The 222-nt window shown below is 64.0% G+C and carries 1 protein-coding gene; it reads left to right on the top strand.

Annotation, left to right across the window (positions count from 1 at the left end):
* The coding region (locus QSJ97_RS24915) for a transposase (protein ID WP_285675200.1) at positions 1-222 on the top strand (222 nt) is incomplete at both ends.

A 222-nucleotide genomic window follows, 5' to 3' on the forward strand; every position in this document is an offset into this window, starting at 1 on the left:
CCCGAGCTAGACGCGGCGCTCGCCTATGGCGACGGCGCGAAGGGCGGCCGACCGCCCTTCGACCCTGTGATGATGTTCAAGATCCTCGTCATCCAGGCGCAGAACAATCTCAGCGACGACCGCGCCGAATTCCTGATCAATGACCGGCTGTCGTTCATGCGCTTCCTCGGGCTCGGTCTGACCGACAAGGTGCCCGACGCGAAGACCATCTGGGCCTTTCGC

This window comes from Paralimibaculum aggregatum (assembly GCF_030270585.1).
GTDB lineage: Bacteria > Pseudomonadota > Alphaproteobacteria > Rhodobacterales > Rhodobacteraceae > Thermohalobaculum > Thermohalobaculum aggregatum.